This is a genomic window from Pseudomonas sp. S2_C03, from assembly GCF_054668405.1.
Map to the genome: position 1 here is coordinate 4,577,835 of NZ_CP162766.1, position 25,831 is coordinate 4,603,665.

General features: G+C 59.8%; 21 protein-coding genes, 3 tRNA genes and 1 pseudogene. 3 read left to right on the plus strand and 22 right to left on the minus strand.

Going from position 1 to position 25,831, the window contains the following annotated elements; all coding sequences use genetic code 11:
* Position 1 precedes the first annotated feature (1 nt).
* Positions 2 to 943: a 1-phosphofructokinase gene (gene pfkB / locus AB4N64_RS21225; protein WP_460118208.1), complete on the minus strand. Its 942-nt coding sequence runs from the start codon at positions 941 to 943 to the stop codon at positions 2 to 4.
* Complete coding sequence (ptsP, locus tag AB4N64_RS21230) at positions 943 to 3,798, minus strand: phosphoenolpyruvate--protein phosphotransferase (RefSeq protein ID WP_460118210.1); 2,856 nt, start codon at positions 3,796 to 3,798, stop codon at positions 943 to 945. The genes pfkB and ptsP overlap by 1 nt, the downstream gene beginning before the upstream one ends.
* Before the next feature lie 287 nt (positions 3,799 to 4,085).
* Between ptsP and cra the strand changes: the two genes are divergently transcribed.
* Both cra and AB4N64_RS21240 read left to right on the plus strand, forming a co-directional pair.
* On the plus strand, positions 4,086 to 5,081 hold the full coding sequence (gene cra, locus AB4N64_RS21235) for a catabolite repressor/activator (RefSeq protein ID WP_460118212.1): 996 nt from the start codon (positions 4,086 to 4,088) through the stop codon (positions 5,079 to 5,081).
* Between the two features lie 3 nt (positions 5,082 to 5,084).
* The gene (locus AB4N64_RS21240) at positions 5,085 to 5,861 is read left to right on the plus strand and encodes a TatD family hydrolase (RefSeq protein WP_460118214.1); all 777 of its coding nucleotides are present in this window, start codon (positions 5,085 to 5,087) and stop codon (positions 5,859 to 5,861) included.
* Here the strand turns inward: AB4N64_RS21240 and AB4N64_RS21245 are convergent, their stop codons facing one another.
* The 6 genes and pseudogenes from AB4N64_RS21245 to AB4N64_RS21270 form a co-directional block, all read right to left on the minus strand.
* Positions 5,862 to 6,251, minus strand: coding sequence for a hypothetical protein (locus AB4N64_RS21245; RefSeq protein WP_460118216.1), 390 nt, complete (start codon positions 6,249 to 6,251; stop codon positions 5,862 to 5,864).
* Between the two features lie 205 nt (positions 6,252 to 6,456).
* Positions 6,457 to 7,386, minus strand: a complete 930-nt coding sequence (locus AB4N64_RS21250; protein ID WP_460126819.1) for a methyl-accepting chemotaxis protein — start codon at positions 7,384 to 7,386, stop codon at positions 6,457 to 6,459.
* A pseudogene (locus AB4N64_RS21255) lies at positions 7,363 to 8,454 on the minus strand (methyl-accepting chemotaxis protein); the annotation flags it as partial. The pseudogene AB4N64_RS21255 and the gene AB4N64_RS21250, both read right to left, overlap by 24 nt.
* Positions 8,455 to 8,664: 210 nt before the next feature.
* Positions 8,665 to 9,501 (minus strand): regulatory signaling modulator protein AmpE, encoded by an 837-nt coding sequence (gene ampE / locus AB4N64_RS21260; protein ID WP_460118218.1) that lies wholly within the window; start codon positions 9,499 to 9,501, stop codon positions 8,665 to 8,667.
* Positions 9,498 to 10,058 (minus strand): 1,6-anhydro-N-acetylmuramyl-L-alanine amidase AmpD, encoded by a 561-nt coding sequence (gene ampD, locus AB4N64_RS21265; RefSeq protein WP_460118220.1) that lies wholly within the window; start codon positions 10,056 to 10,058, stop codon positions 9,498 to 9,500. Before ampD ends, ampE begins: the two co-directional genes overlap by 4 nt.
* Positions 10,059 to 10,122: 64 nt before the next feature.
* Positions 10,123 to 12,291, minus strand: coding sequence for a DUF1631 domain-containing protein (locus tag AB4N64_RS21270; RefSeq protein WP_460118222.1), 2,169 nt, complete (start codon positions 12,289 to 12,291; stop codon positions 10,123 to 10,125).
* 248 nt (positions 12,292 to 12,539) lie between these two features.
* On the opposite strand from AB4N64_RS21270, the gene nadC reads away from it, so the two are divergent.
* Positions 12,540 to 13,388: a carboxylating nicotinate-nucleotide diphosphorylase gene (gene nadC, locus AB4N64_RS21275; RefSeq protein ID WP_460118224.1), complete on the plus strand. Its 849-nt coding sequence runs from the start codon at positions 12,540 to 12,542 to the stop codon at positions 13,386 to 13,388.
* Between the two features lie 74 nt (positions 13,389 to 13,462).
* Here the strand turns inward: nadC and AB4N64_RS21280 are convergent, their stop codons facing one another.
* The 14 genes from AB4N64_RS21280 to glmM all read right to left on the minus strand — a co-directional run bounded on the left by AB4N64_RS21280 (position 13,463) and on the right by glmM (position 25,819).
* Positions 13,463 to 13,768 carry a DUF6388 family protein gene (locus AB4N64_RS21280; RefSeq protein WP_460118226.1) on the minus strand — a complete coding sequence of 102 codons (306 nt, stop codon included), beginning with the start codon at positions 13,766 to 13,768 and terminating at the stop codon, positions 13,463 to 13,465.
* Between the two features lie 130 nt (positions 13,769 to 13,898).
* Positions 13,899 to 13,974, minus strand: a tRNA-Thr gene (locus AB4N64_RS21285).
* Between the two features lie 140 nt (positions 13,975 to 14,114).
* Complete coding sequence (gene pnp, locus AB4N64_RS21290) at positions 14,115 to 16,220, minus strand: polyribonucleotide nucleotidyltransferase (RefSeq protein WP_368556984.1); 2,106 nt, start codon at positions 16,218 to 16,220, stop codon at positions 14,115 to 14,117.
* Between the two features lie 196 nt (positions 16,221 to 16,416).
* Positions 16,417 to 16,686: a 30S ribosomal protein S15 gene (rpsO, locus tag AB4N64_RS21295; RefSeq protein WP_460118228.1), complete on the minus strand. Its 270-nt coding sequence runs from the start codon at positions 16,684 to 16,686 to the stop codon at positions 16,417 to 16,419.
* A gap of 142 nt (positions 16,687 to 16,828) precedes the next feature.
* Complete coding sequence (gene truB / locus AB4N64_RS21300; protein ID WP_460118231.1) at positions 16,829 to 17,746, minus strand: tRNA pseudouridine(55) synthase TruB; 918 nt, start codon at positions 17,744 to 17,746, stop codon at positions 16,829 to 16,831.
* 3 nt (positions 17,747 to 17,749) lie between these two features.
* On the minus strand, positions 17,750 to 18,151 hold the full coding sequence (rbfA, locus tag AB4N64_RS21305; RefSeq protein WP_460118233.1) for a 30S ribosome-binding factor RbfA: 402 nt from the start codon (positions 18,149 to 18,151) through the stop codon (positions 17,750 to 17,752).
* Positions 18,152 to 18,310: 159 nt separating this feature from the next.
* On the minus strand, positions 18,311 to 20,848 hold the full coding sequence (infB, locus tag AB4N64_RS21310; RefSeq protein ID WP_460118235.1) for a translation initiation factor IF-2: 2,538 nt from the start codon (positions 20,846 to 20,848) through the stop codon (positions 18,311 to 18,313).
* Between the two features lie 27 nt (positions 20,849 to 20,875).
* Positions 20,876 to 22,357, minus strand: a complete 1,482-nt coding sequence (nusA, locus tag AB4N64_RS21315; RefSeq protein ID WP_460118237.1) for a transcription termination factor NusA — start codon at positions 22,355 to 22,357, stop codon at positions 20,876 to 20,878.
* 47 nt (positions 22,358 to 22,404) lie between these two features.
* Positions 22,405 to 22,863, minus strand: a complete 459-nt coding sequence (gene rimP / locus AB4N64_RS21320) for a ribosome maturation factor RimP (RefSeq protein WP_460126821.1) — start codon at positions 22,861 to 22,863, stop codon at positions 22,405 to 22,407.
* 125 nt (positions 22,864 to 22,988) lie between these two features.
* Positions 22,989 to 23,065: transfer RNA gene (locus AB4N64_RS21325), tRNA-Met, on the minus strand.
* Between the two features lie 98 nt (positions 23,066 to 23,163).
* Positions 23,164 to 23,249 (minus strand) — tRNA-Leu (locus tag AB4N64_RS21330).
* Positions 23,250 to 23,271: 22 nt separating this feature from the next.
* A complete protein-coding gene (gene secG / locus AB4N64_RS21335) occupies positions 23,272 to 23,655 on the minus strand; it encodes a preprotein translocase subunit SecG (protein WP_017336473.1) in 384 nt (127 codons plus the stop codon).
* A 4-nt stretch (positions 23,656 to 23,659) separates the two neighbouring features.
* The gene (tpiA, locus tag AB4N64_RS21340) at positions 23,660 to 24,415 is read right to left on the minus strand and encodes a triose-phosphate isomerase (RefSeq protein WP_460118239.1); all 756 of its coding nucleotides are present in this window, start codon (positions 24,413 to 24,415) and stop codon (positions 23,660 to 23,662) included.
* A gap of 66 nt (positions 24,416 to 24,481) precedes the next feature.
* The gene (gene glmM, locus AB4N64_RS21345) at positions 24,482 to 25,819 is read right to left on the minus strand and encodes a phosphoglucosamine mutase (RefSeq protein ID WP_460118241.1); all 1,338 of its coding nucleotides are present in this window, start codon (positions 25,817 to 25,819) and stop codon (positions 24,482 to 24,484) included.
* Positions 25,820 to 25,831: the final 12 nt, after the last annotated feature.

Here is a 25,831-nt window from a genome sequence, read left to right on the forward strand (position 1 = left end):
CTTATTGTTCTGTCAGGGGACGCACGCGTACACCCTGTTCGAGCTGCGCCAACTGCGCCGCATCGCCAATGCCGTAACCGATCTGCGTCACCGCCATCGCGGCAATCGCCGTGGCCGTGCGCAGGGTTTGCTCGGGCGTATCGGCACTGAGCAGACCGTGGAGCACACCAGCAAGCAGCGAATCCCCGGCACCCACCGTGCTGACGACGCTGACCTTGGGCGGCATGGCGTGCAGCGCCGTGCCCACACTGAACCAGTTCACGCCGTCCGCACCGTGGGAAACCACCACGTGCTCGATGCCCTGGGCGTGCAGGCGGGTCGCGACATCCGCCTGGGCGGCCACCGAGATCACTTCGCAGCCGAGCACCTCGGCCAACTCTTCGGTATTGGGTTTGATCAACCACGGCCCGGCCTTGAGCGCCGCTCGCAACGCATCGCCACTGGTGTCCAGCGCCACTTTCAACCCCATCGTTTTCAACCCCAGCACCACCCCCTGGAACCACTCGGGGGTGACCCCCAGAGGCAAGCTGCCGGCCACCACCACCGCATCATGCCCAGGGGCAATCTGTTCAAGGCGATCGAGCAGCGCTTGCTGGGCCGACTCACTGACCCTGGGCCCCGGGCCGTTGACATCGGTGATGCGACCATCACGTTCGGCGATCTTGATGTTGCTTCGGGTTTCGCCGGGCACACGGATGAACGCGTCCACGAAGCCCCGTTTGGCGAACAGGCTTTCGAATGCCTGGAGATTGTCTTCCCCAATAAACCCGCAGACGGTGAGTTCATGTCCCAGGTCAGCCAACACCTGCGCCACGTTCAGGCCTTTGCCGGCCGCATGGGTGTGCATGTCGTCGCTGCGGTTGACCTGACCGGCCTCGAGCCGTGGCAACTGCACCGTCAGGTCCAGCGCCGGGTTGAGGGTCAGGGTGAGAATCCGGGCCATTACAGGGCCTCCACGAGTGTACGGACTTCATTCGCGCTGCCCACGGCCAGCGCCTGGGTGGCGAGGGTTTGCGCCTGATTCAGGCTGAGTTCGCGCACGCGCGCTTTAACCTCAGCAATGCTGCGTCCGGAGACGCTGAGTTCATCGACGCCCAGACCGACCAGCACCGGCACCGCCAGCGGGTCTGCCGCCAGCTCGCCGCACACGCCGACCCATTTGCCATGGGCATGGGCCGCGCGCACGGTGATGTCGATCAGTTGCAACACCGCCGGATGCAAGCCGTCAGCCTGGGCCGACAAAGTCGGATGACCACGGTCGATGGCCAGGGTGTATTGGGTCAGGTCGTTGGTGCCGATGCTGAAGAAGTCGACTTCCCTGGCCAGTACCGGCGCGAGCAGCGCTGCCGAGGGCACTTCGATCATGATCCCCAATTGCAGGTCTGCCACCGGAATTTCCAGGCGCAGCCGTTCGGTCATGTCCCGCGCCTGGCGCCACTCTTCGACGCTGCCGACCATCGGGAACATGATACGCAACGGGCGATTGTCGGCGGCACGCAACAATGCGCGCAGTTGCGCTTCCATGATCTGCGGGCGCTGTAGGGTCAGGCGTACACCCCGCACGCCGAGGAAGGGGTTTTCTTCCTTGGCGATCGGCCAGTAAGGCAACGGCTTGTCGCCGCCGACATCGAGGGTGCGCACCACCAATGGGCGACCGGCCAGGCCATCGAGGACACGACGGTATTCAGCTTCCTGGGTCGCTTCGTCCGGTGCCTGCGGGTGGGCCATGAAAATCAGTTCGGTGCGCAACAGGCCAACACCTTCGGCGCCCTGCTCCACCGCGCTGCTGACACCGGCACTTTCACCGATATTGGCAAACACCTCGACCGCGTGGCCGTCGGTGGTCAGCGCCGGTTGATGACGTTGTTCGGCGGCCGCCTTCAAGCGTTGCTCGCGGCTGTCGCGCTCTTGTGTGGCGCGCTGCAAGGTCGCGGCGTCGGCCTCCACGTGCAGCCGACCGCGCTGACCGTCGAGCAGCAAGGGCGTGCCCGGCGTCAACAGCAATACCGCCGCACCCGCACCGACCAGCGCCGGGATGCCCAGTGCGCGAGCGACAATGGCGCTGTGAGCGGTGGCGCCACCCCGGGCAGTGAGAATGCCAGCAACCCGGGCGGGATCCAGGCGCGCCACGTCGGACGGCCCCACTTCGTCCATCACCAGAATGTACGGCTGATCCGGCTCGCTCGGAGTCTGGATGCCGCACAGTTGTGCCAGCACACGACGACCGATGTCGCGCAAGTCCGCCGCGCGCTCGGCCAGCAGCGCGTCCTGCAACGATTCCTGTTGCTTGGCCGCCGCTTCGATCACGGTCATCCAGGCGGCTTCGGCACTTTCACCTTGCTTGAGACGGGTCTCGACCTCGTCGGTCAATTCAGGGTCGTCGAGCATTTCCTGGTGGGTGACAAAAATCTCGCGAATCGCCTTGGACTGGCTGCGTTCGATCAAGCCGGCGATGTCCTGCCGCACTTGCGCCAACGCCTGTTGCAGCCGCTGGCGCTCAACAGCGGCGGACTCACCCCGCAGCGGATAATCGATGGCTTGCAGCACCTGGATATGTGCCGGGCCAATGGCGATGCCCGGCGCCGCCGGGATGGCCCGGACCACGCTACCGGCCACCGGAGCGAGCAACACTTCGGCAACCTCGACCTCGGGCTGCTGACCCACAGCCGGCAGCGGTTCGACCTCTTCACCCAGGCCTTCCTCGATGGCCGCCAACAATGCAGGCAATGCATCCGCGGCGATGTTCGGCTGAGCGATCAATTCCAGCACCTGACCGCGACGGGCGCCGAGGCCGAGCAACTTGCTCAGGCTCTTCACCGATACGGCGCTGTCGTGCCCGTCGACCAGGCGTACGCGGATTTCGCCGTCAAAGCTCTTCGCCAGTTGCGCGAGGATCTTCGCCGGACGTGCGTGCAAACCGTGGGCATTGGCCAGGGCAATGCGCGCGCTGGGCCAGTCCGCCGGCAACTCGCCGCCCAGCACTTCGAGAACCTTGCGGCAACTGGTGGCGCGACCCAGTTCATGGCCACGGCCTTCGATCAGCAGCGCGCACAGCCGCTCGAGCAGAGCCTGGTGTGCTTCACCCAGACTGGCCAGGCAGAACAGACCGTTTAGCGGCTGGCCGAGATAACGCAGGGGCTTGTCCGGTGTAACGAAGGCCAGGCCCGGACGCTTGACCGTTTGCTCACTGTGCAGCCACCACAGGCCATCGCCGAGGGGCAGGGCTTCGACTTGCTGCAACACCGCAGAAAAACCGCTGCTGACGCAATCGGCCTGACGTAACAGACGGGCGCCGCGCCAGACCAGCTCTTCGAAGTCCTCTGCCGGCACCCCCAGGCCGATCATCTGTGCGTCCAGCGCCAGCTCCTGTGGCGCGCCTTGCAGCAGTTTCAACAGGGCTTGAGCAGAAGTGGCGCGACGCAGGGCCTGACCCAGATCGGTCTCACCGAGGGCACGGGTCAACAATTGCAGGAGGCGTAGATGTTCGTCGGACTTGGCCGCGATGCCGATGGCCAGGTAGACCATCTGGCCGTCGCCCCAATCCACACCATCGGGGAACTGCATCAACCGTACGCCGGTGGAAAACACCTGGTCGCGGGTTTGCGGGGTGCCGTGGGGAATGGCAATGCCTTGGCCAAGAAACGTCGAGCCCTGGGCCTCACGTGCCTGCAGACCGGCGAGATACCCGTCGGCCACCAGGCCATCGGTCACCAGGTGGCCGGCCAGTTGCTCCAGCGCCGAAGACTTGTCCACGGCTGATTGGCCCATGGAAATCTGCTCTATCGTGAGCTCGAGCATGCGTTCTCCTTTTTGGCACCTCGGGGCGCCAGGTATTGTTTTGAATGAGTCAGCTTAAGCGCTTGGTCGCAACTTTTGGCGGTTTCGCGGCAGAACCGGCCAAATGCAACTAATGCGCAGAAAATACGCTTGCTGAAACGTTTAATCTAGTATGTTTGGAACGTTACTCGATTATGCGGTCTCGTTGAAGCACAACCTGTCGGATACGTTGCGACAAAAGCTGCATGCCCGAATCGGGTAGGATTGGCAAAATGTCGGGCATGCTCGAAAAAAAAGGAAATCCCGGTTTGAAACTCAGTGATATCGCGCAGTTGGCCGGTGTGTCCGTTACCACCGCCAGTTATGTCATCAACGGCAAGGCTGAGCAGCAACGTATCAGCAGCGCCACCGTCGAGCGCGTACGGGCGGTCGTCGAGGCCCACGGCTTTACCCCCAATCCACAGGCAGCCGGGCTGCGCAGCCGGCATACCCGCACCTTGGGTTTCATCCTGCCGGACCTGGAAAACCCCAGTTATGCGCGCATTGCCAAATTGCTCGAACAAGGGGCGCGGGCGCGAGGCTATCAGTTGCTGATTGCCAGCTCCGACGATGAGCCCGAGAGCGAGCGCCAATTGCTGCAATTGTTCCGCGCCCGTCGGTGCGATGCGCTGATCGTCGCCAGTTGCCTGCCGTCCGATGACGACAGTTATCGCCAATTGCAGGCCAAGGGTATTCCGATCATCGCCATCGACCGGGTCATGGCATCTGACGATTTCTGCTCGGTGATCAGCGACGATCGCGAAGCCAGCCTGCATTTGACCCGCAGCCTGCTCGACCCATTGCCCCGGCAGATCGCGCTGATCGGTGCGCGGCCGGAGCTGAGCATCAGCCAGGAGCGGGCGGCGGGCTTCAAGGAGGCACTGACCGGTTTCGAAGGCGAAATCCTGATCGAGCAGGGGGAATCGTTCAGCCGCGATTGCGGCCAGCAGTTGATGGAAGAACTGCTCCAGCGCCTGGGGCATTTACCGGATGCGCTGGTGACCACCTCCTACGTGCTGCTGCAAGGCGTGTTCGATGCCTTGCATGACTTCCCGCTCAAAACCCGTCCGCTGCGCCTTGGCACCTTTGGCGACACGCAGTTGCTGGACTTCCTGCCGCTGCCGGTCAATGCCATGGCCCAGCAGCATCAATTGATCGCCGACAAAGCGTTGCAACTAGCCCTGGCCGCCATCGAGCAGTCCGATTACCAGCCGGGCGTACATGCCATTGCGCGAACCTTCAAGCAGCGTATTCGCCAGGATTGAACCGTGGAGCTGATCGACACCCACACCCATCTGGACTTTCCGGACTTCGACCCTGATCGCCAGGCGTTGATCGCCCAAAGCCGCGCTCTGGGCGTGCGCCAGATGGTGGTACTGGGGGTTTATCAAGCCAATTGGCAGCGGGTCTGGGACTTGGTGCAAAGCGACCCGGACCTGCATGCGGCGTTGGGCCTGCACCCGGTGTACCTGGACCAGCATGGCCCGCAGGATCTGCACGAACTGGGTGACTGGCTGGGCCGCCTGGCCAGCCACCGCCAGCTTTGCGCTGTCGGTGAGATCGGCCTGGATTATTTCATCGAGACCCTTGATCGTGAGCGCCAACAGATTCTGTTCGAGGCCCAATTGCAATTGGCCGTCGACTTCAACCTGCCGGCGCTGATTCATGTACGACGCAGTCATGCGGCAGTGATCGCCACGCTCAAGCGCTTCAAACCCCGACGCGCGGGCATCATCCACGCCTTTGCCGGCAGCCGCGAAGAAGCGCGCGAGTACACAAGGCTCGGTTTCAAATTGGGTCTTGGCGGCGCCGCCACCTGGCCGCAGGCGTTGCGCATGCATCGGGTACTCGCCCAGTTGCCGCTGGAATCGGTAGTGCTGGAAACCGATTCACCCGACATGGCGCCGGCCATGTTTGCCGGCCAGCGCAACAGCCCTGCGCATCTGCCGGCGATCTGCGCGGCGCTGGCGCAGATCATGGCAATCAGCCCAGAGCGCCTGGCCGCGGCCAGCACAGCCAACGCCTGCGAGCTGTTCAACTGGTAGTCAGTCGGCGTGCACCTTCGCGGCTTCCAGAATCAGCGTGATGTGTTGCCGGTGCCTGGCGTATTGCACCACCACAAAGTAAATCAGAATCGCCACCAGCGAGAAGTTGACCTGTTCAACCACGCTGAGTAATCCGATCCATTCCATCACCAGCGCCACCAGCAGAGCGGTGCACACCATCACCAACGTACTGGCACGCAGCATCGCGAGGGAATCCAGGGACTTGATGCGTTTGATTTGCCTGGGGTCGTTCAGCTCCAGCGTTCTGTGGCAGTGCGAACAGGGAAATGCCTCATGGATGGCGATGGCATTGAGCTGCCAGGCTTCGAGTGGGTGGGTGCATCCACAATGGGCGCAATGGCCCTGTATTCCAGTAGTGACGACGGACATAACCGAGCCTCCTCAGGGTAGGTCAGGGTTGTGGATCATCCTTTATTGAAGACCAAAAACCAGAGCCTGGAGAGAAAGCAGATAATACCTACCCGCCGAGGTAACAAATATTACAGACGGCGCCCGAGAATCACCGGAATCTGCGCGATTTTTCCTCTTGCGGGAGCAAGCAGTCTCACTCCCACAAGAGGGGGCTCGGGGTGCGTCAGACCCGAAATGCACTGATCAGTTGCTTGAGTTCCATGACCTGGACCGACAACGCCCGGCTGGCGTCCTCCGTCTGGTGTGCGCCTTCAGCAGTGCGCTCGCCGGCGCGGTTGATCTCGACGATGTTCTGGTCGATGTCGTGGGCGACGGCGGTCTGTTGCTCCACGGCCGCAGCGATCTGCTGGTTCTGATCAACGATCATTCCCACAGCGCCGAGGATGTTTTCCAGCGCCTGCTGAACCTTTTCCGACTGTCCGACCGTGCCGTTGGCCATCTGATGGCTGGTGCCCATGGCTTTCACCGCAGCGCCGACACCGCTGTGCAATTTAGCAATCATCTGTTCGATTTCTTCAGTCGATTGCTGGGTGCGCTTGGCCAAAGTCCGGACCTCGTCCGCCACCACCGCAAACCCACGCCCCTGCTCACCCGCCCTCGCCGCCTCGATAGCCGCGTTGAGCGCCAGCAGATTGGTCTGCTCGGCGATGCTTTTGATCACTTCCAGCACGCTGCTGATGGACTGGCTATCACTGGCCAGTTGGTTGATCACCAGCACCGATTGATCGATCTCGCTGGCCAGCGCAGCGATGCTGCCCTGTTGTGATTCCACCAGGCCGCGCCCGTTGATGGTTTCGTCATTGACGCTGTGGGCGCTACTGACTGCCGCAGCCGCACTGCGCGCCACTTCCTGGGAGGTGGCCGACATCTGGTTCATTGCCGTCGCCACCTGCTCGATCTGCGTGCGCTGCCCCGCCACAGCCTGGTTGCTCTGGGCCGAGACATTCTCGACCTGACCGGCCTGCCGCTCGACCTCTGCCACGGTGTGGCCAACGCGCTCGATCAGGTCATGGATTTTTTTCACCGTGCCGTTGAACACCTCACCCAACTCGCCCAGCTCATCACGGCTGTTGGCGTTGAAGGTGACGGTCATATCGCCGGCCGCCACCTTGTCCATCATCGCGCCGAGCCGCTTGAGGGTCGTGCGGGTCGAGGCGTAGAAACCGCCGTAGAGGTAAAAAATCAGCACAAACACCACCGACAGCGCGATGGCCTGCAGCAACATGTGGGTGCGGTTTTGGCTGAGGCGCTGTTGCAACTGGGTATCGAGAAATTTCAGCGTGGCTTCATTGAGCTGATAAGTCTGGTCCATCAAGCCGGTGACCTGATCGTAGAAAGCCTGCCATGGCGCATCCAGGGTGTCGGCCATCACCACCTGCTCCTCGAACAGTTCACTGGCCTTTTTCAGCGACGCTTTGCTGGCCTCCGCCTGGGTCGCCAGTGTTTCGCGCGCGACCTTGCTCGAACCCAATGCGTCCTGGAGCTTCAGGCTGTATTCGGCTTGCAGTTTTTCGATCTGCGCAAGCAACTCGTCGAAGCGTGTGCTCGACGACGAATTGAGAAAGCCCTGTCCCAGGGAGTAGGACCCCATGGCGCGCCCATCGCCTAGCATCTGGGTGACCGGCGGTGTGATGTTGGTAATGAGCTCGGTGAGCTGACGCATGTCGCTCTGGCTGTCACGACTCAGACCCGCCTGGCTGGCGACGATCTGGCTGAAAATCTGGGCATTGCCCAGCAGTTTGCCGATCAGCGCACTTTTGCTCTGCAGCGAATTTTCCGTCTGCTGAGCCTTTAACGCACTGATCATTTCATCGCGTTTACCATCGAACACGGCGATCTGTTCCGGATCGGTCGTCATCGCCGTCAGCCCTTGCAGGCGCGTCAGCAAATTCTGTTCGAGTGCGGTGATTTTCGATTCGACATGACCGGCTTTGCCTGCCTGGCCCAGGACGACGTTGATCTGCACCAGGTTGTTCAGCGTTTCCAGGTCGCGGCGCAGAGTCAGGCTGCTGCCCAGCAGATCGAGGCTCTGCAACTCCACTTGCGTGCCCTGGAATTCACGATACGAATCGCGCACCAGATAGAAGTTGGTCACCAGCATCGGCACCAGGAACAGAATGCTGATCAGGCTGAACTTCATGCCGAAGCTCAAGCGATTCATTAGCGCGACAGCGGGATAGAGCAAGCTCTTCACTGGAAGTCCCCCGTTGATTTTTTATTGTTATTGGCCGGCGCACGTCGACAGCAGATAGCCACCATTGAGTGCTGTCGTTGTATAACTCAAATCGACGGGGGGTTTTGTAACTTAAAGTTAACGGAGGCAGCCGCGGATCTGTAGCCGCAGGGAAGAACCGCGGCTACAGGAATGCGTTCAGGGAAGGACCGTCCACAGGGCAAAACCGGCGTACCAGAGCACCGCGGCCCGCAGTAGCAGCTCCCAGATCCGGTCGAGGCTATTGATGCCATCGGGTCCGGCTACCGGCGCGGGGATTTCACCGGCCACCAGTCCGATTTTCTCGATCAATTGAGCGGCGCTGATGTTCCAGTTCAACAGTTCGTGGAGCATGACCCGGCTCACTGCGACAAAATTGCCAACCAAGGCAAAACTGGCGGCCAGCAGGCGCACCGGCACCCAGTCGAAGGCGTGTCGCAACTGCGCCGCACACTCAACCACCGTCGGATTTTGCCCATGCTCCTCGGCAAGGGCCAACAGGCGATAACTCAGCGCTGCCACCGGCCCCAGGAGGAAATACCAGAAGATCACCGCAAAAAAGCTCTGGTAGGCCTGCCACAGCAGGTGCCCCTGGACACGCTCCAGCAGTTGCTCGCCACTGTCGGCGCAGATATCGAGATCGCGCTTGGCAACATGCGCCGCAGCCTGCAAATCCTCGCGGCGCCAGGCATCGCGAAACGGCCCGAGACCACCCAGCAAATCACCACGCCCCAAGCTGTAAATCACCACCAGCAAATGCACCGGCAGCGCCAGCAATCCGTAGGCGACCGGGTCCAGTACCACCAGCAACAGCCCCAGCAGGGCCACCGGCAACAACACCAGGATCAGCAGCACCCACCACGGGTGATTGACCAGGCGCGGGCTGGCCTCCAGCTTGTGCAGTTCACGTACCCAACCGCCGTCACGCTGAATTTGATGGCGCAGGGCCGAGAATTTCTCGATCCACACTGCCAACAGCAACACCAGAAAACTCATCGTTGTTCCTCTTTGGCCAGGGCTGCGCGATAACGACTCCAGTCAAACGCCGGCCCCGGATCAGTCTTGCGCCCGGGAGCAATGTCGCTATGCCCGCAGATACGCTGCGTGGTGATGGCCGGGAAGGCGTCCTGCAACTGCAACGTCAATGCAGTCAATGCCTCGTATTGAGCGTCGGTGAAAGGCAGATCATCGGTGCCTTCCAGCTCGATGCCCACGGAAAAATCGTTACAGGTTTCCCGGCCTTCGAAACACGAAACACCGGCATGCCAGGCGCGTTCCAGGCACGACACGAATTGGGTGACAGTACCGTCTCGCTCAATCAGGAAGTGGGCCGACACCCGCAGTTCGGCGATCCCCTCAAAGTAGGGATGCTCTGTGACATCCAGCCGATTCTGGAAGAATTCCTGCACCTTGCCGGTGGCGAATTGCGCCGGCGGCAAGCTGATGTTGTGGATCACCAGCAGGGAGATTTCGCCCGAGGGGCGCGCATTGAAGTTGGGTGAAGGGCAAACATTCACGCCCTGGCACCAACCGCTCGCGGGGTCCAACTGCATACCGTTTCCTTCGACGTCGACTGTGTTGGCACCCAGTATGCCGCGATAGCCCCCCGTCACGCGATCACTTGCCGCGATTGAGACGCTGCAGATTATCGATCACCGACTCCAGGGCCCGATCGAACAGCAAGGTGTCATCGAGGATTCGCACGGTATGGCGGCGAATATCCAGTGCCAGGCTTTCACGGCTGCGCTCGCGCACCTTCATCCCGGTGCGATCCACGAAAATGTACTTGCCCGTGGTGTCGATGATTGCCGCCAGCTTGCAACGCAGGGTGTTTTCCTCTTCTTCCTGAAACTCTACCCAGCCCCCCACCTGCAGCCGATCAACCTGAAGCAGGCTCTCATCGTCCGCCGCCGAACCTGTATCGACCGGCCCCTCATCGGCGTTGTGCAACTGGATTTGCTCCTGCACCTGCACCATCACCGGCGCCTCGGCCTCGGGGGCTTTTTGTTCGAACGCCTGGACGTGCAGGCTTTCCAGCTCACTGAAAAACTCGGCCGTGGCAAACGGATCGAACGCCGACCGGTTCAACCCCTCGCGCAGCGCCTTGAGCAACCCGGGCACCAGTTCCAGCAGCCGTAGCTCACTGTCGGGCTCGTCATGACGCTGCACGCTCCAGACCAATTGTTCCAGGGTCTGTACATCGGCTCGCCACTGCTCGGACTGGTCACCGTGCTTGAGGCACGTCAACAGCAAGACCTGGCTCCAGGCTTGCTGAACAAATGCCAGTACTTGCCTGGGCAGCACTTTACCCAGCAGCACCGCGTTCAATGCCTGCTCAACCTGCTGGCTGGCCAACTCGGCTCTCGCACGGCCCTCTTCGGCGTCGCGGGTGCGTTGCTCCAACAGGTCGCTGCGGCGACGTTCGTCGCTGGTGAAAGCCAGGAATTCGGCCAACAGATCGGAAAAGATCGCCGGATCGTCGACAAAGTCGCTCAACAGGCGTTGCACGACTTGTTCGATACGCAGGTACAAACTGTCGCGCTGGTGATCGTCGCAATCACCCCAGCCCATGGCGGCGGCGGCGATTTCGTTGAGCAGGCGCCGAGCCGGGTGACAGCCCCGACTGAAGAAACTCTTGTCCAGCACCGCTACCTTGAGCATCGGAATCTGCAGGCGACCAATCAGCGCTTTCAGCGAATCCGGCAAGTTGCGGTCATCGAGGATGCATTCGAACAACATCGTGATCAGGTTGATCACGTCTTCATCGGCGACACCCACCACTCGCGACTTGCCGCTTTTGAGGCTGACCCGGGTCAACAGCTGTTCGAGCTGGTTGCGAAGGTCGAAGTCATCCTGCACCGCAGGCGGCGGCACGTATTGCTGCAGATGCGAGAGCAGACGCAACAGGTCGCGGGTGGAGATCGGCTGAGCCTGCGCACTGACCTCCAGGGTCGGCGCTATTCGGCCACGCATGTGAAGCAGCAGCTCTTGCAGGGCGGCGAACACTTCCTGAACATCCTGATCGAGCGGCGCACTGGCTTCGGTGATTTCGGCCTGGACACTGGCCTGCGCACGATCGAGCGCGCGCCGCGCAGGGGCGGACTTGAGATCGGGCAAGATGCCGGTGGCGATCAGCAGCTGGTTGGCTTCGGCGTAGAGTTGGTCGGCGTCGTTGAGCACATAACGCTCGAAAAGCTTGAGGATGATCAACTTGACCTTGATCTCCAACCCAAGATTGCGTGCCGCCTGCATGAAATACTCGCAAAGCATCGCAGGTCCCAACGGATTGTCTGCGGTCACCAATTTCTTGCCGATCAGGGTGCTGAGCCTGGCGGTCAGCTGGTCCAGCGCAAAACCGTCGCGGTTCAGCACCTTGTTGACCATGGCCTCTACCGCCAGGCTGCGCTCCAGCTCATCGCCAGAGAGCGGCGTTACCACGCCGAGGGCAGCAGGGGCCGCGATCGCCGCTTCGCTGTAGCGGGTGAGACTGACGAACGCCTCCAGCACCTGCTCAAGAAAAACCCGTTCGATATTTTTGCGCTTGAGTCGCAAGTCGCGCATGGCCTGGAAGAAGATGTTCTGTTCGACGTCACCACGCGCACGGTCGGACATTTCGAACAACATATCATCGGCATTATCGAACAGCGCCTGCATACCGTGCCTGAGCTGGAGTACCGCCTTGTCGCGAACCTGCAGCAGAATCACGGGCACACGGGCGAGCGGCGACAATGTTGCCGAATCGGTAGTCACCTTGCGCAAAGGCACTACATTCCCATCGTTGTGCATCCCGCTCTCCTGTGGGCGTCAAAGTCATGGCGCCAAATGCAAGGCGCATTATCTTGTAAAAGAGGGCTCCAGTGCCAGCAAACTCTCTACAGACCGCAAGCAGGCACTCCAGATGGACCATCGATGGCGGCGAATGATTCACGGAAACCGAGAAAATGACGCCTTCGGAGCGACACAAGGGCGTCACACGCCTTGGGTGCGTTGCGCCAAGGCCCTATACTCGGGCCACTTTGTTTGTGGAGTCCGTTATGCCCAATCTTCGTCTCGCCGATCTCACCGCCGAAATCGAAGCCAACGTACGCCGTGCGTTGCTCGAAGATGTGGGCAGCGGCGACATCACCGCGCAACTCATCCCGGCTGAACGCCTGGCCAAAGCCACCATCATTACCCGCGACGCGGCTGTCATTGCCGGCACCGCTTGGGTAGACGCGGTGTTCCGCCAGCTGGACCCTCGTGTTGCGGTGCATTGGCAGGTGCGAGACGGCGAACGGGTCCAGCCCAACCAGGCCCTGTTCCACCTCGAAGGCCCTGCTCGCTCGTTGTTGACGGGCGAACGCAGCGCCCTGAATTTCCTGCAAATGCTCTCCGGCGTGGCCACTCGCGCTCAATACCTGGCAGATTTCGTGTCTGAAACCCAGGTAAAGCTGCTCGACACGCGCAAAACCCTGCCAGGGCTACGCCTGGCGCAAAAGTACGCCGTCACCTGCGGCGGCTGCCACAACCACCGCATCGGCCTCTACGACGCTTTCCTGATCAAGGAAAACCACATCGCCGCGTGCGGTGGCATCGCCGAGGCGATCAGCGCTGCGCACAAGATTGCGCCGGGCAAACCGGTGGAGATCGAGGTGGAAAGCCTGGCAGAGCTCAAGGAAGCACTGGCGGCCGGCGCCGACATCATCATGCTCGACGAGCTGAACCTGGATGACATGCGCGAAGCCGTGCGACTCAATGGCGGCAAGGCGAAGCTGGAGGCCAGCGGCGGAATCAACGAATCGACATTGCTGCCGATTGCGCAGACCGGGGTGGATTACATTTCCATTGGTGCAATGACCAAGGATGTGAAAGCAGTCGATCTGTCGATGCGCTTGAGTTTGTAACCCAGCGATTAGCCGCAAGCCGCAAGCCCAGGCAGGGTCACTTGCCGCTTGAGGCTCGCCGCTTGAAGCTCTCGTCAAACGACGAGATTATTCATCTCGCAGTACTCTTCCCACTCGACGCCCAACACTTCGGCCGCTTCCTTGTGCAGGGCCAGGCGCGTCGCCTCGAATTCCTCCGGGCTCGAGGTGTACTTGAGCGTCAGCTCCCACGGTTGCAAGCCCTGGGCTTCCGCCTCATCCTCGAACGCCCACTGGATCTGGTCTTTCTGATCATCAGCGGGCAGATCCTTGATCTCGTCGGCCAATTGCGGGGATTCAAGCAGGTACTTTTTCAGCGCTTCTTCGTGCCGGGCTTCCTGGCTCAATGCTGTTACGGTCATGTCGTTCTCGCTGATCGATGGAATGGAAGATGGATCTGGATCATCTAGGATCTCTCTGACGCAAATAACCGGATGTACGGCGGTTTATCTGGCCTTCAGAACCATTCGGGGATCATCGCAAACAGGGTGGTGGTGCCCGAAACAGGAATCGAACCTGCGACCTTCGCGTTACGAGTGCGCTGCTCTACCGACTGAGCTACACGGGCAGTGGGCTAAACCTAGCACTGACGTTCAGGCCAGGCAACTTCACGATTCGTTTCGTTTTCGTGCACACAAAAAAAATGCCCCGCAACTTGCGCTGCGGGGCATTTTTCATAACGTTGGAGCGGTCAGGCGTGCGTGGTGATTAAACGCCCGAAGCCTTGGCTGCTGCCACGTCTTTGATGGACAGCTTGATACGGCCGCGGTTGTCCACGTCCAGTACCAATACTTCCACTTCCTGGCCTTCCTTGAGGATGTCGGTCACTTTCTCTACGCGAGCATCGCTCAGCATGGAGATGTGAACCAGACCGTCCTTGCCCGGCAGAATGTTGACGAACGCGCCGAAGTCGACGATGCGCTCAACCTTGCCGACGTAGATCTTGCCGATTTCAGCTTCTGCGGTGATGCCCAGGACGCGCTGACGAGCCGCTTCAGCCGCTTCCTTGGTTTCGCCGAAGATCTTGATCGAGCCATCGTCTTCGATGTCGATCGAAGCCTTGGTCTCTTCGCAGATCGCACGGATGGTCGCGCCGCCTTTACCGATGACATCACGGATTTTGTCGGTGTCGATTTTCATCGCGATCATGGTCGGAGCGTTGGCCGACAGTTCGGTACGCGACTGGCCAATGATCTGGTTCATCTGGCCGAGGATGTTCAGGCGCGCTTCCAGGGCTTGGCCCAGAGCGATCTCCATGATTTCTTCGGTGATGCCCTTGATCTTGATGTCCATCTGCAGCGCGGTGACGCCTTTGGCGGTACCGGCTACCTTGAAGTCCATGTCGCCCAGGTGGTCTTCGTCACCCAGGATGTCGGTCAGGACGGCGAATTTCTCGCCTTCTTTAACCAGGCCCATGGCGATACCGGCAACCGGCGCCTTCATTGGAACACCAGCGTCCATCAGGGCCAGGGAAGCGCCGCAGACCGAAGCCATCGAGCTCGAACCGTTGGATTCGGTGATTTCCGATACCACGCGGATGGTGTACGGGAACACGTCGGCAGCGGGCAGCATGGCCTGAACCGAACGACGAGCCAGACGGCCGTGACCGATTTCACGACGACCAGCGCCACCCATGCGGCCACACTCGCCTACCGAGAACGGAGGGAAGTTGTAGTGCAGCATGAACGGGTCTTTTTTCTCGCCTTCCAGGGTGTCCAGCAGTTGCGCGTCACGGGCGGTGCCCAGGGTTGCAACGACCAGCGCCTGGGTTTCACCACGGGTGAACAGCGCCGAACCGTGGGTCTTTGGCAGAACACCCACTTCGATGTTCAGCGGACGAACGGTACGGGTGTCACGACCGTCGATACGTGGCTTGCCGTTAACGATGTTTTCGCGAACGGTGCGGTATTCGATTTCACCGAAAGCCGCTTTGACTTCGCTGGACGAAGGCTGGCCTTCCTCACCGGACAGCTTGGCAACCACTTGATCCTTCAACTCGCCCAGACGAGCGTAACGGTCGGCCTTGACGGTGATGGTGTAAGCCTGGGAGATCGCTTCGCCGAACTCGGCACGGATAGCGCCCAGCAGTTCGGTGGCTTCAGCTTGTGGAGCCCAGGTCCAGGTTGGCTTGGCAGCTTCGGCAGCCAGCTCTTTTACAGCTTTGATCACCGACTGGAATTCGTCGTGGGCGAACAGTACAGCGCCCAGCATCTGGTCTTCGGTCAGTTCTTTGGCTTCCGATTCAACCATCAGTACGGCTTCTTCGGTACCGGCGACGACCATGTCCAGGCTGGAGGCAGCCAGTTGCTCGTAGGTCGGGTTCAGCAGGTAGCCGGTGCTTTCATGGAAAGCAACACGGGCAGCGCCGATCGGGCCATCGAAAGGAATGCCGGAGATCGCCAGCGCAGCCGAGGTACCGATCATCGCAGCGATGTCCGGATCGGTCTTCTTGCTGGTGGAAACGACGGTGCAGACAACCTGCACTTCGTTCATGAAGCCTTCTGGGAACAGCGGACGGATCGGACGGTCGATCAGTCGGGAAGTCAGGGTTTCTTTCTCGGAAGGACGGCCTTCGCGCTTGAAGAAACCGCCAGGGATCTTACCGGCAGCGTAAGTCTTTTCCTGGTAGTGAACGGACAGAGGGAAGAAGCCCTTGCCTGGATCGGCTTGCTTGGCACCGACTACGGTCACCAATACGCTGACGTCGTCGTCAACGGTGACCAATACTGCGCCGGAGGCCTGACGGGCGATACGGCCAGTCTCGAGAGTAACGGTCGACTGACCGAACTGGAATTTTTTGATTACCGGGTTCACGGTGTCCTACCTTCTTTTGTGGCTCTTGGGGGAACTTGTCTTCTTGCGAAATTCTTGGGCAATGTCGGGAATCGGCCCAACGCCTGTCCAGGGTAAAACGTGCATCCAGATAAAACTTGAGGCTGGGAGCCTGCCCTAAGCCAGCGGGAAACCCACTGACGTAAGACAGACAACCAACCTCTAGCGCAATCGCTGATTAGCGACGCAGACCCAGGCGACCGATCAGAGCGCTGTAACGGCTCACGTCTTTGCCTTTCAGGTAGTCCAGCAGCTTACGACGCTGGTTAACCATGCGGATCAGACCACGACGGGAGTGGTGATCTTTACCGTTGGCCTTGAAGTGACCTTGCAGTTTGTTGATGTTGTGGGTCAGCAGTGCAACTTGCACTTCTGGAGAACCAGTATCACCAACAGCTTGCTGGTAGTCGGTAACGATTTGAGCTTTTTCTTCAACGCTGAGAGCCATGAGGCAATCCTTTTATCAGGAAACTGTTTCAGAGAAACAGCTTCAACAGGCCAGGGACAAATCCCTGTATCTATAAATGAGAAGTAACCGTGCCTGCTAACAGCCACCCTCGCCAGCCTGCTGTTACGCAGACCGGTTTCGGTCATTCCGACCGAATCAATCGACGCGGCGCGATGCGCCCGTCTTCGCTCACTTCACCGATCCCGATGAAGCGACCGTTGTGATCCTGTACCCGTACCATGCCGAACTTCGGAGCGTCCGGGGCACGAACCGGTTGGCCGTTGAGCCAATAGAACGCGCTCGCTTCGGAGAACTGCAACAGCGGCCAATCCAGCAAACCGCTGTCCGATGGCATCAGGAAGCGGTCGACCGCTTCGTTGCCGCCTTCGGCATGTACGGCTTCCAGCTCTTCGAGCGTCACCGTCTGCGCCAGCGTGAAAGGCCCGGCCTGGGTACGTCGCAGTTCTGCAACGTAAGCGCCACAACCGAGTTGCTCACCGATATCCTCCACCAGGGTGCGAATATAGGTGCCTTTGCTGCAATCCACGGCAAGCCGCGCAGTATCACCTTCGAAGGCCAGCAATTCCAAGCGCGCAATAGTAACAGAACGCGGTTCGCGCTCCACTACTTCACCTGCACGTGCGAGCTTGTACAGCGGCTGGCCATCACGCTTGAGCGCCGAGTACATTGGCGGTATCTGACTGATTTGACCTCGAAATTTCGGCAGCGCCGCTTCGACATCGGATCGACCAACGGTCACCGGACGCTCCTGCAAAACCTCACCCTCAGCATCCGCCGTGGTGGTGGTCTTGCCCAGTTGCGCCAGGGTTTCGTACCCCTTGTCGGAATCGAGCAGGTATTGCGAAAACTTGGTGGCCTCCCCGAAGCACAACGGTAATACCCCGGTGGCCAGCGGGTCGAGACTGCCGGTGTGCCCGGCCTTCTCGGCATTGAGCAGCCAGCGAACCTTCTGCAACGCCGCGTTCGAGGTAAAGCCCAGGGGCTTGTCGAGCAGAATGATGCCGCTGACGTTACGACGGATACGTTTGACCTGAGCCACCGATTACTCCTTGGTGTCTTCAGCTTGCGCCGCAACCGAGTGCTGGTTGTCTTCAGCGACCGCGCGCTCGATCAGGGCCGACAGGTGCGCGCCACGCACGACGCTTTCGTCGTAGTGGAAGTGCAACTGCGGAACGCTGCGCAACTTCATTTCGCGGGCCAACTGCATACGCAGGAAACCGGCGGCGGAGTTGAGCACCTTGATGCTTTGCGCGATGTCTTCGGCGTTGTCCTGCCCCATCACCGTGATGAAGATCTTGGCGTGACCGACGTCACGGCTCACTTCAACGGCGGTGATGGTCACCAGGCCGACACGTGGATCCTTGACTTCACGACGGATCAACTGGGCCAGCTCACGCTGCATTTGATCGCCGATACGTTGGGTACGGCTGTATTCTTTTGCCATGTCTTGTTACCTGTTACTGCCCCACGGTGAAACCCGCAGGGTCTGAAAGCGGCAAACGCCCGGCCTGACGAAAGCCAGACCGGGCGTTGCGTTCAGAGCCAGGACACCGCGCCGCGCATCTGCATGCGGCGGCTTGGCGTGGCCCTTGAAGTGCGCGAGTTAGAGGCTGCGAGCAACCTGAACCTTCTCGAAGACTTCGATCTTGTCACCGACTTTGACGTCGTTGTAGCTCTTGACGCCGATACCGCATTCCATGCCGGCACGTACTTCCGAAGCGTCATCCTTGAAGCGGCGCAGGGATTCCAGCTCGCCTTCGAAGATAACGATGTCTTCACGCAGTACACGGATCGGACGGTTACGGTAAACGGTACCTTCGATCACCATGCAACCGGCGATCGCGCCAAACTTCGGCGAACGGAACACGTCACGTACTTCGGCCACACCCAGGATGTTCTCGCGAACATCGCTGCCGAGCATACCGGTCAGGGCTTTCTTGACGTCTTCGATGATGTCGTAGATCACGTTGTAGTAACGCATATCCAGACCTTCCTGCTCGACGATCTTGCGAGCGCCAGCATCGGCACGCACGTTGAAGCCGAACAGAACAGCGTTGGAAGCCAGTGCCAAGTTGGCGTCGGACTCGGTGATACCACCGACGCCGCCACCCACTACGCGCACTTGCACTTCGTCGTTGCCCAGGCCATTCAAGGCACCGTTCAACGCTTCCAACGAACCACGGACGTCGGATTTGAGGACGATGTTGAGCGTCTTCTTCTCCTCCTGACCCATGTTTTCGAAGATGTTTTCCAGCTTGCCGGCGTGAGCGCGAGCCAGTTTGACTTCGCGGAACTTGCCTTGACGGAACAGAGCCACTTCACGGGCTTTCTTCTCGTCGGCAACCACGCTCATCTCGTCGCCAGCGTCCGGGGTACCGTCCAGGCCGAGAATCTCGACAGGGATGGCCGGACCGGCTTCCTTGATTGGCTTGCCGTTCTCGTCGAGCATGGCGCGAACGCGGCCATAGTTCGAACCGACCAGGACCATGTCGCCTTGACGCAGAGTACCGTCCTGAACCAGCACGGTAGCCACCGGGCCACGGCCCTTGTCCAGGCGCGATTCAACCACGACACCACGGCCAGGAGCCGATGGCGTGGCAGTCAATTCCAGTACTTCGGCTTGCAGCAATACGGCTTCGAGCAACTCGTCGACACCGGTACCCATTTTCGCGGAAACCGGTACGAATGGAGTGTCACCACCCCACTCTTCCGAGGTCACGCCGTGTGCCGACAGTTCGCTACGGATGCGATCGAGATCGGCGCCCGGCTTGTCGATCTTGTTCACGGCCACGACCAGCGGAACACCGGCGGCCTGAGCGTGCTGCACCGCTTCGATGGTCTGCGGCATCACGCCGTCGTCCGCTGCAACCACCAGGATCACGATGTCGGTCGCCTTGGCACCACGGGCACGCATGGCGGTAAACGCGGCGTGACCAGGGGTGTCGAGGAACGTCACCATGCCACGGTCGGTTTCAACGTGGTATGCACCGATGTGCTGGGTAATACCACCGGCTTCGCCAGCAGCAACCTTCGCACGACGGATGTAGTCGAGCAGGGAGGTCTTACCGTGGTCAACGTGGCCCATTACGGTCACGACCGGAGCACGGGAAACGGCCTCACCTTCGAACTTCAGGGACTCGGCCAGGGAATCTTCCAGGGCGGTGTCGCTGACCAGGGTCACTTTGTGGCCCAGCTCTTCAGCAACCAGTTGGGCAGTTTCCTGGTCCAGTACCTGGTTGATGGTCGCCGGCGTACCCAGCTTGAACATGAACTTGATGATTTCAGCAGCCTTGACCGACATCTGCTGGGCCAGATCGCCCACGGTGATGGTCTCGCCGATCTTCACTTCGCGCACGACAGGGCCGGTTGGGCTCTGGAAACCGTGTGCGTTGCGCTTCTTCAGCTTGGCCTTGCCGCGACCACCACGACGGAAGCCATCGCTTTCTTCGTCGGTAGTGCGTGGCGCTGCACGTGGCGCAGGTGCTTTCTCTTTGACTGTAGCGCGATGCGGAGCGTTTTTGCGCTCGCCATCGCCAGCACCGCCGCCACGACGATTGTTGTCGTCGGCGCGTGGTTTGTCTGGACGACGCTGTTCGTCGCGCTTGCGAGCATCGGCCGCAGGTGCCGGCGCTGCCGCTGCAACCGGGGCGCTTTCACGCACAGGCTCGGCGACATGGGCAGGCGCTGCAACAGGCTCGGCCGCGGCAACAGGCGCTTCAACCGACGCAGGCTGGCGACGCGCTTCTTCTTCGGCGCGACGCTTGGCTTCTTCTTCAGCCTTCTGACGAGCAGCATTTTCTACTGCACGGCGCTCGTCCAGCTCACGCTTGCGCTCGGCTTCGATTTCTTCCGGGCTGCGCTGCACAAACACTTTCTTTTTACGAACTTCAACGCTGATGCTTTTGCTGCCAGCAACACGCAGGGTGCTGGTGGTTTTACGCTGCAGCGTAATCTTGCGTGGTTCTTCCACTTTCGCCTTGTGGCTGCTTTTCAAGTGAGTCAGCAGGGATTGCTTCTCACTGTCAGTCACATTTTCTTCGGCGGCGGTGTGCGGCAGACCTGCCTCACGCATCTGCTGCAACAGGCGCTCTACCGGTGTTTTGACCTCATCGGCCAGTTGTTTCACCGTGACTTGCGTCATGCATTTCTCTCCTCAGGCCGCGCCTAATTACTCGAACCAGTGGGCTCGGGCGGCCATGATCAACTTGCCGGCACGATCATCGTCGATGCCGTCGATGTCGAGCAGGTCGTCAATAGACTGCTCGGCCAGGTCTTCGCGGGTAATTACGCCGCGCACCGCCAGTTCCACCGCCAAATCCTTGTCCATACCCTCAAGCGAGAGCAGGTCTTCGGCCGGATGGGCGTCTGCCAGCTTTTCCTCAGTAGCGATGGCTTTGGTCAACAAGCGGTCCTTGGCACGAGCACGAAGCTCGTTGACGATTTCTTCGTCAAAGCCGTCGATGTTGAGCATTTCTTCCAACGGTACGTAGGCAATCTCTTCCAGGCTTGTGAAGCCTTCATCAACCAGCACCTGCGCCAGCTCTTCGTCGACTTCCAGCTCGTCGATGAAGTTGCGCAGGATGTCGCCAGTTTCTGCTTGCTGCTTGGCCTGGATGTCCGATTCGGTCATCACGTTCAGGGTCCAGCCAGTCAATTGGCTTGCCAGACGCACGTTCTGACCACCACGACCGATGGCCTGAGCCAGATTGTCTGCGCCAACGGCGATGTCCATTGCATGGGCATCTTCGTCAACGATAATTGCCGCAACCTCCGCCGGGGACATGGCGTTGATCACGAACTGAGCCGGGTTATCGTCCCACAGGACGATGTCCACACGCTCGCCGCCCAACTCACCCGATACCGCCTGGACGCGCGAACCGCGCATACCGATGCAGGCACCTTGTGGGTCGATGCGTTTGTCCTTGGAGCGGACGGCGATCTTGGCGCGCGACCCCGGATCACGGGACGCAGCCATCACTTCGATCAGGCCTTCAGCAATTTCCGGCACTTCGATACGGAACAGCTCGATCAGCATTTCCGGCGCGGTACGCGACAAGATTAGCTGCGGGCCGCGGTTCTCGGTGCGGATTTCCTTGAGCAGTGCACGCAAACGCACGCCAACCCGGAAGGTTTCGCGAGAGATGATGTCTTCGCGGGCCAGCAACGCTTCAGCGTTGTTGCCCAGGTCGACGATCACGTTGTCGCGGGTCACTTTCTTCACGGTGCCGGAGATGATTTCCCCCAGGCGCTCGCGATAGGCGTCAACGACTTGAGCACGCTCGGCTTCGCGAACTTTCTGCACGATGACCTGCTTGGCAGTCTGTGCAGCGATGCGGCCGAATTCGATGGACTCGATCTTTTCTTCGACGACGTCACCGACCTTGGCGCCAGGATGCGTTTGCGCAACCTTGCTCGGCCAGGTTTCGATCGCAGGATCGTCCAGATCGTCTTCCTCGACGACTGTCCAGCGACGGAAAGTCTCGTAGGCACCGGTGTGGCGGTTGATTTCCACACGCAGATCGACCTCATCCTCGAAACGCTTTTTGGTAGCAGTGGCCAAAGCCAGCTCCAGCGCTTCAAAAATCACACTTGCCGGTACACCCTTTTCATTGGATACCGACTCAACTACCAGCAGTACTTCTTTGCTCATCGTACGCCTCGCCTTTCGCAAGCCATTGGATCCGCGGGATCCGCGTCTCAGTCAAAACTGGGAATAATGTTGGCCTTGTCGATCATATCGATCGGCAACAGGAACTCGTGGTCTTCTACCTGCACCACTACGTCCTGCTCTTCTACGCCGCGCAGAAGGCCCTGAAAGTTGCGTCGACCTTCAAAAGGCGAGCGCAGCTTGATCTTCACTTGTTCACCGGCATGCGAGGCAAACTGTTCCAAGGTGAACAGTGGGCGATCCATGCCAGGAGAGGAAACCTCAAGGGCGTATTCAGAACTGATCGGGTCTTCGACATCAAGAACTGCGCTGACCTGATGACTCACCTTGGTGCAGTCCTCGATCAGAATGCCGCCTTCTTTATCGATGTAGACTCGCAGGACCGAATGTTTGCCTTGAGAGATGAATTCGATCCCCCAGCATTGATAGCCAAGAGCCTCGACTACCGGGGCCAACAAGGCCTGCAGCTGTTCTAGCTTGCTCGACACCTGAACCCCCTCGTGCATGCTTTGCAAATAAAAAATGGGCAAAAAGCCCACATGAGATCGCCATTGAAAATCGGCGTCAAAAGTATTCAGCTAACAAAAAGCCCCTGAATAGGGGCTCCTGAAACTGGTTGCGGGGGCCGGATTTGAACCGACGACCTTCGGGTTATGAGCCCGACGAGCTACCAGACTGCTCCACCCCGCGACAAAGCTGGGGCGGAAGTATACGACTGAACACCCTACAGGGTCAATGTAACCTTCCACCTGCAAGAAAGCCCGCAACAGCGGGCTCTCCTGACTAATTGGTACCGAGAAGGGGACTCGAACCCCTACACCCTATGGGCACAACCACCTCAAGGTTGCGTGTCTACCAATTCCACCACCTCGGCAATACTACGTTTGAAACCCTTCTTACTTCTGCTCTTGAGCTGGAGGCACGTCAGTCGCTGGAGTAGCCGACTTTTGCTCTTGAAGCACCGGGACATCATCAGAAGCCGGTTGTTGCTTTGGTACTTCCAACACTGCCGGGTTAGGCAAACCTACTTGAGTCAGCTGGTGAGCTTTCTCTTTAGCAAAGTAACCTAACCCCAAGCTGGTTATGAAGAAACCGGCGGCAAGTATAGCAGTAAACTTACTAAGAAAGGTAGAGGAACCTTGGCTTCCGAACACAGTATTTGAAGCACCTGCCCCGAAAGACGCACCAGCGTCCGCACCTTTACCCTGCTGCAGCAATACGAGAGCAACTACGCCCAATGCACCCAGCAGATGAAAAACGACTACGACTGTTTCCAGCATTTTTTCAGTTTCCCGCGGCGCGACAAATCGCACCGAACTCATCTGCATTCAGGGAAGCTCCACCAATGAGCCCCCCATCGATATCCGGCATGCCGAACAGTTCGACCGCATTGGCCGCCTTCACGCTGCCGCCGTATAGAAGCCGCACACCTTGCGCGACCTCAGAATTCTTTGCCGCCAACTGAGCGCGGATGGCTGCATGCACATCCTGCGCCTGTTGCGGCGAAGCAGTCAGCCCGGTACCAATGGCCCAGACCGGCTCGTAAGCAATAACTGCCTTGGCAAAAGCCCCGACACCCAGCTCATCGACAATGCTGCCCAGCTGCTGCGAGACCACTTCAAGAGTTTTCCCCGCTTCGCGCTGCTCGAGGGTTTCCCCTACACACAACACCGGAATCAAGCCACTTGCCTGCGCCGCTGCAAACTTGCGAACCAGCATTGCATCCTGCTCGCCCATGATCTGGCGGCGTTCCGAGTGCCCAACAAGCACCAGGGAGCAACCTGCATCCACCAATTGACTCGGCGAAATCTCGCCAGTCAAAGCACCCTGCCCGGATTCCACCGCGGAGTTCTGGCCGCCGACCGAAATCGACTTGCCTTTCAAGCCATCAATCACTTGATTGATATACAAGGAAGGCGGGAACACCGCGACATCAACACCGCCAGACAAAGCCATTTGACTCAGGCCGTCGATCAGCTCAGCGACGCTGGCGCGGGTACCGTGCATCTTCCAGTTACCAGCTACCATAGGGCGACGCATGCTGTACCTCGTCGGTCAAAGTGGGCGCAGATGTTACCCAACACAATCATGGCTGGCAAGCCGAATTCAGGCAGAAACTTCAGTAACCAGTTTTGCCAGCTCTTCGGCATAGCCGCGAACCAGGGTTTCGTCCTCGCCTTCAACCATGACACGCACCAATGGCTCGGTGCCGGACTTGCGCAACAGCACACGCCCGCGCCCCGCCATGGCCTTGGTGACACGCTCGCTGGCCTCTTTCACCGCTGCATGTTCGAGCGGGCTCGCACCACCACCGAAACGTACATTGATCAGCACTTGAGGACATTTGCGCAGCGACTGCCGAGCCTGACCCAAGGTTTCGGATCGGGTCTTGAGCGCCATCAGCACCTGCAGCGCCGCAATGATCGCATCACCGGTCGTGGTGTGATTGAAGCAGACGATGTGACCCGAATTTTCGCCACCGACCAGCCAGTTGCGCTCCAGCAGATCCGCAATGACATAACGGTCGCCAACATTGGCACGCACGAACGGAATCGACAGGTCCGCCAACGCCAGTTCCAGCCCCAGGTTACTCATCAAGGTCCCGACCACGCCGCCTTTGAGGCAATTACGCTCATGCAGGTCGCGAGCAATGATGTACAGCAACTCATCGCCATCGACGACCGCGCCCGTGTGGTCGACCATCAGCACCCGGTCGCCATCACCATCGAACGCAATACCCAGATCGGCATGCTCAGCCAGGACCGCTGCCTGCAGCGGCCCCATGTGCGTCGAGCCGCAGTTGTCGTTGATGTTGAGGCCGTTGGGCTGTGCCGAAAGCACAACAACGTCGGCACCCAACTCACGAAACACGCTCGGCGCCACTTTGTAGGTTGCACCGTGGGCGCAATCGATCACGATCTTCATGCCGGCGAAGCTGGTGCCGGTCGGTACGCTGCTCTTGCAGAACTCGATGTAACGGCCCGAGGCGTCATTGATGCGCGACACCTTGCCAATCTTGCTCGACTCCACCACCGTCATCGGGGTATCGAGCAACTCTTCGATCATGTGCTCGACTTCATCCGGCAACTTGGTGCCCTTGCCGGAGAAGAACTTGATGCCGTTGTCATCGTGAGGGTTGTGCGAAGCACTGATCACGATGCCGGCCTCGGCGTGGAACGTGCGCGTCAGGTAAGCGATAGCCGGTGTCGGCATAGGCCCCAGCAGCATCACGTCGGCGCCCGCCGACGTCAGCCCGGCTTCAAGCGCTGATTCGAACATATACCCGGAAATCCGCGTGTCCTTGCCTACCAAGACCTTGCAGGCACCCATTTTGCGGAATGCCATGCCCGCTGCCCATCCGAGCTTGAGCATGAATTCAGGGGTAATCGGGTATTCGCCGACCCGACCGCGAATGCCGTCGGTGCCAAAGTATTTCTTAGTCATAAGTGCTCCATG